Source organism: Alteriqipengyuania sp., assembly GCF_964222115.1.
Classification (GTDB): domain Bacteria; phylum Pseudomonadota; class Alphaproteobacteria; order Sphingomonadales; family Sphingomonadaceae; genus Alteriqipengyuania.
This window is the reverse complement of sequence record NZ_CAXQBM010000017.1, coordinates 48,253-57,571: the sequence shown is the minus strand read 5'-3', so window position 1 is coordinate 57,571 and position 9,319 is coordinate 48,253. Positions and strand designations below refer to the sequence as shown.

8 protein-coding genes are annotated in these 9,319 nt (G+C 62.6%); all 8 read right to left on the bottom strand.

The annotated features are described in order from the left end of the window. Positions 1-29 precede the first annotated feature (29 nt). The 8 genes from ACEQXE_RS03245 to ACEQXE_RS03210 are packed head-to-tail and all read right to left on the bottom strand — an operon-like array spanning position 30 to position 9,303. Positions 30-1,679: a ribonuclease J gene (locus ACEQXE_RS03245; RefSeq protein ID WP_370177486.1), complete on the bottom strand. Its 1,650-nt coding sequence runs from the start codon at positions 1,677-1,679 to the stop codon at positions 30-32. Position 1,680: 1 nt separating this feature from the next. After that, on the bottom strand, positions 1,681-2,463 hold the full coding sequence (locus tag ACEQXE_RS03240; RefSeq protein WP_370177484.1) for a type III pantothenate kinase: 783 nt from the start codon (positions 2,461-2,463) through the stop codon (positions 1,681-1,683). A 19-nt stretch (positions 2,464-2,482) separates the two neighbouring features. Beyond that, on the bottom strand, positions 2,483-3,196 hold the full coding sequence (locus tag ACEQXE_RS03235; RefSeq protein ID WP_370177482.1) for a biotin--[acetyl-CoA-carboxylase] ligase: 714 nt from the start codon (positions 3,194-3,196) through the stop codon (positions 2,483-2,485). A gap of 22 nt (positions 3,197-3,218) precedes the next feature. Next, positions 3,219-4,682 carry an NADH-quinone oxidoreductase subunit NuoN gene (gene nuoN, locus ACEQXE_RS03230; protein WP_370177480.1) on the bottom strand — a complete coding sequence of 488 codons (1,464 nt, stop codon included), beginning with the start codon at positions 4,680-4,682 and terminating at the stop codon, positions 3,219-3,221. Next, positions 4,682-6,313: an NADH-quinone oxidoreductase subunit M gene (locus tag ACEQXE_RS03225; protein ID WP_370177490.1), complete on the bottom strand. Its 1,632-nt coding sequence runs from the start codon at positions 6,311-6,313 to the stop codon at positions 4,682-4,684. The genes nuoN and ACEQXE_RS03225 overlap by 1 nt, the downstream gene beginning before the upstream one ends. Beyond that, positions 6,313-8,373: an NADH-quinone oxidoreductase subunit L gene (nuoL, locus tag ACEQXE_RS03220; protein ID WP_370177478.1), complete on the bottom strand. Its 2,061-nt coding sequence runs from the start codon at positions 8,371-8,373 to the stop codon at positions 6,313-6,315. The genes ACEQXE_RS03225 and nuoL overlap by 1 nt, the downstream gene beginning before the upstream one ends. Positions 8,374-8,380: 7 nt before the next feature. Further along, complete coding sequence (nuoK, locus tag ACEQXE_RS03215) at positions 8,381-8,686, bottom strand: NADH-quinone oxidoreductase subunit NuoK (RefSeq protein ID WP_115492329.1); 306 nt, start codon at positions 8,684-8,686, stop codon at positions 8,381-8,383. Then, complete coding sequence (locus ACEQXE_RS03210) at positions 8,683-9,303, bottom strand: NADH-quinone oxidoreductase subunit J (protein ID WP_370177476.1); 621 nt, start codon at positions 9,301-9,303, stop codon at positions 8,683-8,685. The genes nuoK and ACEQXE_RS03210 overlap by 4 nt, the downstream gene beginning before the upstream one ends. Positions 9,304-9,319: the final 16 nt, after the last annotated feature.

The following is a 9,319-nucleotide window of genomic DNA, read 5'->3' as shown; positions in this document are numbered from 1 at the left end:
AGATCGCGAGGATCGACCACCAGCTCACATCAAGCTTCCGGAATGATGACCTGTACCTGCGGGCGCTTGCCAGACCAGCGATTGGCGGCACGCCGCGCAGCAAGACGAGCAGCCTCGTGCCTAGCGGCAGGGTCGTTCGCATCCCTGCCCCGCAGCCTGCGCAGCGCCTCCTGCACGTCGCGCGTAGCCTCGGCCACGAGATCGGGGAAATCCTCGTCCAGAGGGATGCCCATGGCGCGGATCGTCACGTCGTCTTTGCCCGTCAGCACCACCATCAGCACGCCGTCGCGCGACAGGCGGCGGCGTTCGGTGATCGCGTTGCCATCGGCGGGCACGATGATGTCGCCATCCAGCACGAGCCGCCCGGTCGGCACCTTGGCGATCTTGCCCGGTTCGCCAGGGGCAAGGCTTACGATATCGCCATTCTTCTGGAACACGGCGTGCGGAATGCCTTCGGCGAGGCCGAGCCGTGCCTGCTCCTGCATGTGGCGGACCTCGCCGTGGACCGGCACCAGCACCTCGGGCTTGAGCCACTCGTACAGCGCCTGCAATTCGGGGCGACCAGGGTGGCCGGAGACGTGGATCATGCTCTGCCGGTCGGTCACCATCACGATCCCGCGTTCGGCCAGCTGGTTCATCACCTTGCCGATGGAAATCTCGTTGCCCGGGATCTGGCGGCTTGAGAACAGCACCACGTCGCCGCGGGTAAGCTCCAGCGGATGGTTGTTATCCGCCATGCGGCTGAGCGCAGCACGCGGCTCGCCCTGCCCGCCGGTCGCGAGAATCAGCACCTTGCCACGCGGCAGGTTCATCGCGGTGTCCCAGTCGACCGGCTTCGGGAAGTCCGTCAGATAACCGCAACCCTGAGACACTTCGAGGATACGGTCGAGCGAGCGCCCCGCAATCACCACCTCGCGCCCGGTTTCACGCGCGATTTCGCCCAGCGTATGCAGGCGCGCGACATTGGACGCAAAGGTGGTGACGACTACGCGCCGGTCCGGCCAGTTCTGTACTTCCTCCAGCAAGCCCTTGAAGACCGCGCCTTCGGAACCACTCGGTTCGGGATTGAAGACGTTGGTGCTGTCGCACACCAGCGCCAGCACGCCTTCTTCGCCGATCTCGCGCAGCTCGTCTTCGGTCGTCGGCTCGCCGATGATCGGGTCTTCGTCGAGCTTCCAGTCACCGGTGTGAAACACCTTGCCATAGGGCGTGTCGATCAGCAGCGCGTTGCCCTCTGCAATCGAGTGCGCCAGCGGCAGGTAACGGATCCCGAACGGCCCGATCTGCATATCCTCGTCGCCTTCACGCACGATATGCAGCGGCACTTCCTTTTCGAGCTGCGCTTCCTCCAGCTTGCGGCGAACCAGCTCTGCGGTGAACGGCGTTGCGTAGAGCGGTACGCCCAGATCGGCGGCGAAGTAGGGGACTGCGCCGATATGATCCTCGTGCGCATGGGTCAGTACGATGCCGAGCAAGTCCTCCTGCCGGTCCTCGATGAATTCGAGATCGGCGAAAACCAGTTCGATACCGGGATATTCGTTGGCGCCGAAGGTCATCCCCAGATCGACCATCAGCCATTTGCCGTCGCAGCCGTAGAGATTGACGTTCATCCCGATCTCGGCCGAACCGCCAAGTGCCAGGAAAAGGAGTTCGTTCTCCGGCTTGAAATTCTTCTTCATTCTATTCCTTGTCGATGGTCCGCTGGGCCAGCAATTGCAGCCCGCGGATCGTCAGGTCCGTGTCTACCACGTCAAATATGTCCGTATGGTCGTCGAACAAGACCGAGAGGCCGCCGGTGGCGACAACCTTTGCCGGGCGCCCGATCTCCGCCTTCATACGGGCGATCAGGCCTTCCATCATCGCGACATAGCCCCAGAACACGCCGATCAGCATTTGATCCTCGGTATTGCGGCCGATCACGCTGTCGGTCTCTGGCGCGTGGATGGCGATACGAGGAAGCTTGGCAGTCTTGCCGACCAATGCATCGAGCGAGAGATTGATGCCCGGCGCAATGATTCCGCCCTTGTAAGCGCCATTGAAATCGACGACCTCGAACTTGGTTGCCGTGCCGAAATCGACCACAATCATGTCGCCGCCAATCATCTCGTGCGCTGCAATGCAATTGAGCGCGCGGTCCGCACCCAGCGTGCTGGGCAGGTCGACATCGATCTCGAAATTCCACGCCGCATCGCCCTGCCCCGCGATGATCGGTGTGAGGTCGAAATATTTTTCGCACAACACGGCCAGGTTATGGTCCGCACGCGGCACGACAGAACCGAAGATGATGTGCGTGATATCCTCGCGCGCCACGCCCTCGATGCCGAGCAGCTGGAACAGCCATACGGCGTATTCGTCACCCGTGCGGCGCCCGTCGGTGGAAATGCGCCAGCGCGCGCGCAGTTCATCGCCGTCGAACAGCGCGAACACCAGGTTCGTATTCCCGACATCGATTGCGAGAAGCATCAGCTATCCCCTGTTTGAGTCATGGCGCCAGCATCACATCGCCTGCGTGAATGACACGCATGGCCCCATCGGCCAAGCGAAGGCGCATCGAGCCATCGGGCTCTAGACCGTCGAAGCGGCCGCTCACGGTGCCGCCATCGGGTTCGTGAACATTGACTGGGGTACCGTTTGGCGTGCCCGCCGCACTCCAGCTCCGAAGTAGTGGTTCGATCCCGTAAGTGCGCCAGCGTTCCAGCCCGGTTGCGAAGTGCGCTGCCAGGCTCTCGGCAAAGGCATCGCGATCCGGCGCCGGACCGAATGCCGTGAGAGCGAGAGTCTTGCGGTCGGGAAGTTCGGGCGCAGAAACCAGGTTCACCCCGATCCCGATCACCACCGCGTCCTGCGCGCCCTCCAGCAATATCCCCGCGACCTTCGCATCGCTAACCAGCAGGTCGTTAGGCCACTTGAGCGCCAGACTATGCAGGTTGGGCGCCAACGCCTGGACCGCGTCGAACAGGGCGACGCCCGCGAGCAGAGACAGCGTGTGCGCGGGCGGTTGGCCCGGATGGATACGCACGATGGTGGAGCCCATGAAATTGCGCAGCCCGTCGCGCCAGTTCCTGCCCTGCCTGCCGCGCCCCGCACTCTGACGGTCGGCAACAAGCCAATCGCCCTCGCGCACGGGCTCACCATTGCGCAGTGCGTCGAGCAGGTCGGCGTTGGTGGAGCCGGTTTCGGGTACTGTGCGGATCAAGATGTCACGGGTGCATGCAGCGTCACACGCCCGCAAACAGGCCCGCCGCCGCCGTGTCGGTCATCAGCTCCAGGCCGCGCGTCAGGAACCAGCCCAGCGGAGAGATCAGCAGGGTGCAGATACCCAGGATTGCCCATTGCGAGGCACTCGCACTCTTCGTGGCACGCCCGACCGCTTCGTCGAAGAACATCACCTTGACGAACTTGATGTAGTAGAATGCACCGATCACGCTGGCCGCAATGCCGATCACCGCGAGGGGAATCAGGCCTGCCTCGACCACGGCGCGGAACACTTCCAGCTTGGCGAAGAAGCCCATCAGCGGCGGGATGCCAGCGAGGCTGAACATCAGGATCAGCAGGCACCAAGCAATGCCGGGGCGGGTGCTGGACAGCCCTGCAATATCGTCGAACGTTTCGAGGTATTCGCCTTCGCCATTGCGCAGCATCAGGACCGCCACAAAGCTGCCGAGCGACATCACGACATAGATCGCGAGATAGAACAGCATCGCGCTCGCGCCCGCAGGCGTGGCGGCGGCAAGCCCGATCAGGATGAAACCGACATTGTTGATCGAGGAATAGGCGAGCAGGCGCTTCAGGTTGTTCTGCCCGATAGCGCCCAGCGCACCGACCACGATCGAGGCGAGCGCGGCGAAAATCACGATCTGGCGCCATGCGTCGGGCTGCGATCCGAAAGCGTCCAGCGCCACGCGCGCAGTCAGCGCAATCGCAGCAACCTTTGGTGCGGTGGCGAAGAAGGTCGTCACCGGGGTGGGCGCACCTTCGTACACGTCGGGCGTCCACATGTGGAACGGCACAGCGCTGACCTTGAAGGCGAGACCCGCGAAAACGAAGATCAGGCCGAACAGCGCGCCGGTCGAAAGGCCCGCCTCGTGCGCTTCGCGGATGCCCGCAAAGCTGGTCGTGCCAGTGAACCCGTAGGTCAGGCTCATCCCGTAGAGCAGGATACCGCTGGCGAGCGCACCGAGCACGAAATATTTGAGGCCTGCTTCCGCAGACCGGCTGTCATTGCGCAGGAAACTCGCGAGCACGTATGCTGCAAGGCTGTTCAGCTCGAGCCCGATATACAGTGTCATCAGGTCCGTTGCGGAAACCATGATGCTCATGCCCAAGGTCGCGAACACCACCAGCACCGGATATTCGGGCTTCATCGCCCGGCGATGCTCGAAGAAACCGGGCGCGATCACAAGGCAACCGATTGCGGCAAAATACGTAAGCAGCTTGGCAAAAGCAGCAAAGGCGTCCGCGCTGATCTGGCCGTAGAAGGCCATCGCGGGCTCGCCTCCAGCGCCATTGATGAGCGCGGGGGCGACAAGGAAGGCTGCAGCGGCAATTGCCGTCACGGCCAGGATCGAGACAAGGCGGCTCGACTTTTCACCCGCGAACGCCGCGATGATGAGCAGCAGTAGCCCGGAGACCGTGAGGACCAGCTCGGGAACGATCAGCGCGAAAGAGGTTGCGTAGTCCATTAGTGTTCGCCCTCGGACCCGTGTCCGTCGCTGCTGTCGTGATTTTCGCCTTCGGCCTCACCGTGGCTGTCCCCGCCATCATGGCCATTGCCATGATCGCCGCCATGCGAGCCTTCGATATAGTTTGCCTCGTGCGCCCGCGGGCTACCGATCTGTACATCCGCGTCAGCGACAGGCGCGGCCCGTGCAATGCGTGCCTCGATTGCGGCAATGTCGCTGCGCATCGGGGCGAGGAAGCTTTCGGGATAAACGCCCATCCACAGCACTGCCGCCGCGACAGGGGCCAGCATCAGCCATTCACGCGCATTCAGGTCGGGCATGGCGGCAGCGTCTTCGTTCTTCTGCTCGCCGAACACGACGCGGCGGTAGAGATAGAGCATGTAGCCCGCCCCCAGGATGATCCCCGTGGTCAGCACGAAGGTCGTGGTGCTCGAAATCTGATACACGCCTGCAAGGCTAATGAACTCAGCCACGAAGCCGCTCGTCCCCGGCAGGCCGATGCTGGCCATGGTGAACAGCATGAAGAACAGCGCGTAACGCGGCATGTTGATGGCGAGCCCACCGTAACGGTCGATCTCACGCGTGTGCAGCCGGTCGTAGATCACGCCCACGCACAGGAACAGCGCGCCCGAGACGAGACCGTGCGAGAGCATCATCACCATCGCGCCCTCGATACCCTGCGAGTTGAAGGCGAAGAGGCCTGCTGTCACGATCGCCATGTGCGCGACGGAGGAATAGGCGATCAGCTTCTTCATGTCGTGCTGCACCAGCGCGATCAGGCTGGTGACTACCACTGCCACCATCGAGAGGCCGAAGACCAGCCACACGAATTGCGCGCTCGCTTCCGGGAACATGGGGAGACTGAACCGGATGAAACCATATCCGCCCAGCTTCAGAAGCACGCCCGCCAGGATCACCGAGCCCGCAGTGGGCGCCTGCACGTGCGCGGCGGGCAGCCAGGTGTGGACCGGCCACATCGGCATCTTCACCGCGAAGCTGGCGAAGAAGGCCAGCCACAGCCAGGTCTGCGCCTGCGGATCGAAATCGTACTGCAGCAGCGTGGGAATATCGCTCGTCCCCGCTTCGTTGATCATCCACAACATGGCGACCAGCATCACGACCGAGCCGAGCAGCGTGTAGAGGAAGAACTTGAAGCTGGCGTAGATGCGGTCCGCCCCGCCCCAGATGCCGATGATCAGGTACATCGGGATCAGGCCGGCTTCGAAGAAGATGTAGAACAGCAGGATGTCCTGCGCGGCGAAGGTGCCGATCATCAGCAGTTCGACCAGCATGAACGCAGCCATGTATTCGCCCACGCGCTTGGTGATCGAGGTCCAGCTGGCAAGGATGCAGATCGGCATCAGGAACACGCTGAGCATGATGAGCATCAGCGCAATGCCATCGATTCCGAGCGCGTACTGGAAGCCCGCAAACAGGTCCGCACGCTCGGTGAACTGCCACTGCGCACCGCCGATGTCGAAATTGAGCCACAGGACGATGCCCAGTGCGAGGTCGATCAGGGTCGCGATCAGCGCGATCCAGCGTGCATTCGAAGCGCTGGAAACCATGCACAGCACCGCCGCAACCAGCGGGACGAGCAACATCAGCGAAAGGATCGGCAGGCCCTCCATCACAGCAGCACCCACGTGATCGCGGCGACAAGGCCCAGCAGCATGATCAACGCATAGGTGTTGAGCATGCCCGACTGGATGCGTTTCGCACCCGCCGCGCCCTGCTTGACCACCCAGGCCGCGCCATCGGGCCCGAACCGGTCGACCACGCCGATATCCAGCTGTTTCCAGAACACCCGGCCGAACCAGAAAGCAGGTTTGACGAACAGGAAGTTATACAGCTCGTCGAAGTACCACTTGTTGAGGAAGAACCGATAGATCGGCCCCAGCTGGTCGGCAGCAGCTTCCGGCACCTTGGGGTTGCGGATGTAGGCGTACCAGGCAGTCAGCAGACCCAGAAGCATCGCCACCGTCGCGGTCAGCTTCACCCACAGCGGAACGCCGTGAATGGAGTGGATCAGGTTCTCGTTGAAGAAGACCGATCCCTTCCAGAACGCCTCGGCGTCCACGAAGGGCTCGTAGAACACGAAGCCCGCGGCCACTGCGCCAATGCTCAGCACGATCAGCGGCACCAGCATGACCCACGGCGCCTCGTGCGGGTGGTAACCCGCAGTACCGTCGTTCTCTTCGGTCGAAGGCACGTGGTGCGTCGGGCTGTCGCCCGCATGTTCCTGCGCTGCAGGATTGTGCTCGTCCGGCTCGTCATGGCCATAGTGCACGGCGTGCTGGATATGCTCGCTGTCGGCCCAGCGCGGCTTGCCCCAGAAGGTCAGGAACATCAGGCGCCAGGAATAGAAGCTGGTCAGCAGCGCAGCGATCGCACCCGCCCAGAAGGCGAAGTTGGATGCGCCCGTCCCGCGCGCGAAGGCCGCTTCGAGGATCGCATCCTTGGAATAGAAACCGGCGAAACCGAACACGCCCACGATGCCGACGCCGGTGATCGCCAGCGTGCCCGCCATCATCGCCCAGAAGGTGATCGGGATATGCTTCCGCAAGTTGCCGTAATAGCGCATGTCCTGTTCGTGGTGCATCGCGTGGATCACCGCGCCCGCGCCGAGGAACAGCAGTGCCTTGAAGAAGGCGTGCGTGAACAGGTGGAACATCGCAACGCCATAGGCGCCCACACCGGCGGCAAAGAACATGTAACCCAGCTGCGAGCAGGTCGAGTAAGCGATCACCCGCTTGATGTCCCACTGCGTCGTGCCGACCGTGGCGGCGAACAGCGCGGTCGCCCCGCCCACGTAGGTCACGAAGGTCAGCGCGTGCGGCGCGGTTTCGAACATCGGCGAGAGGCGGCAGAGCATGAACACGCCTGCGGTCACCATGGTGGCTGCGTGGATCAGCGCGGAGACCGGGGTCGGGCCCTCCATTGCGTCGGGCAACCACGTGTGCAGGCCCAGCTGCGCGGACTTGCCCATCGCGCCTACGAACAGCAGCAGGCACAGGATATCCATCGTCATCAGGCGCATGCCCATGAACGTGATGGAGCTGCCGCTCATCGCAGGGGCTGCGTCGAGGATTGCTGGGATCGAAACCGTGCCGAACACTAGGAACGTACCGAAAATGCCGAGCATGAAGCCGAGGTCGCCCACGCGGTTGACCACGAAAGCCTTGATCGCGGCGGCGTTGGCGCTGGGCTTGCGGTACCAGAAACCGATCAGCAGGTAGGATGCGAGGCCCACGCCTTCCCAGCCGAAGAACATCTGCACCAGGTTGTCCGCCGTCACCAGCATCAGCATCGCGAAGGTGAACAGGCTCAGGTAAGCGAAGAACCGCTCCTGGTGCGGGTCCTCTTCCATGTATCCCCAGCTATACAGGTGCACGAGCGCGGAAACGCTGGTGATTACGACCAGCATGACTGCGGTCAGCGTGTCGACCCGCAACGCCCAGTCGAAACTGAGATCGCCTGACTGCACCCACTGGAGAACCGGCACGACCTGCGCTTCGGCGCTACCGCCGAGGAAACCGAGGAAGATCGGCCAGCTTAGCGCGCACGAGGCGAACAGCGCGCCGGTCGTTACGACCTTGGAACCGGTCTTGCCGATGGCGGCGCCGAACAAGCCGGCGATGATCGCCGCAAGCAGGGGCAGGAATACGATAAGGAGGATAGAGGTCTGCACGTGTGGTTCAGCCCTTCATCCGGTTCACATCGTCGACCGCGATGGTACCGCGATCACGGAAGAAGATGACGAGGATCGCAAGCCCGATGGCCGCTTCGCCCGCCGCCACGGTCAGCACGAACATCGCGAAGATCTGGCCGGTAAGGTCGCCAAGGAACGCGCTGAACGCGACGAGGTTTATGTTCACCGCCAGCAAGATCAGCTCGATCGCCATCAGGATAACGATCACGTTCTTGCGGTTGAGGAAAATGCCCAGCACGCCGAGCACGAACAGGATCGCACTGACGATGATGTAATGCTCGATGCCGATCACAGCTCGACCCCTTTACCAACGGTGGGCTGCTTCAGCTGCGTCGCATCCTTCGGGTTGCGACGGACCTGCTTGGTGATGTTCTGGTGACCGCGCGTGGTCTTGAGTTCGCGATGGGTCAGCACGATCGCGCCGATCATCGCCACCAGCAGGATCAGGCCCGCTGCCTCGAACACGAAGATATATTTGGAATAGAGCAGCTGCCCGACATTGGCGATATTGCTTTCGGCCAGGTTGGGCGCGTTCTCGCCCGTGGCCGCGCCGAGTTCCAGCGACCCAGCGCTCAGCGCGCCGATGCCCAGCACCAGTTCGGCCAGCAATATCGCGGCAATCGCCAGCCCCAGCGGGAAGTTCTTGATGAACCCGGCACGCAGTTCGGCAAAGTCGATGTCGAGCATCATGACCACGAACAGGAACAGCACAGCGACCGCGCCGACATAGACGACGACCAGCAGCATCGCGATGAATTCCGCGCCCAGCAGCACCATCAGCCCTGCCGCGTTGAAGAACGCGAGAATCAGCCACAGCACCGAATGCACGGGATTACGGCTCATGATGACCAGCACGGCGCTGGCGATCACGAGAAACGCGAAAAGGTAGAAGGCGATGGCCTGAATCATGCGCTTAGAATGATGC

Coding starts and splice junctions, on each gene's coding strand:
- ACEQXE_RS03245 (WP_370177486.1), bottom strand. CDS start 1,679: ATGAAGAAGAATTTCAAGCCGGAGAACGAACTCCTTTTCCTGGCACTT.
- ACEQXE_RS03240 (WP_370177484.1), bottom strand. CDS start 2,463: ATGCTTCTCGCAATCGATGTCGGGAATACGAACCTGGTGTTCGCGCTG.
- nuoN (WP_370177480.1), bottom strand. CDS start 4,682: ATGGACTACGCAACCTCTTTCGCGCTGATCGTTCCCGAGCTGGTCCTC.
- ACEQXE_RS03225 (WP_370177490.1), bottom strand. CDS start 6,313: ATGGAGGGCCTGCCGATCCTTTCGCTGATGTTGCTCGTCCCGCTGGTT.
- ACEQXE_RS03210 (WP_370177476.1), bottom strand. CDS start 9,303: ATGATTCAGGCCATCGCCTTCTACCTTTTCGCGTTTCTCGTGATCGCC.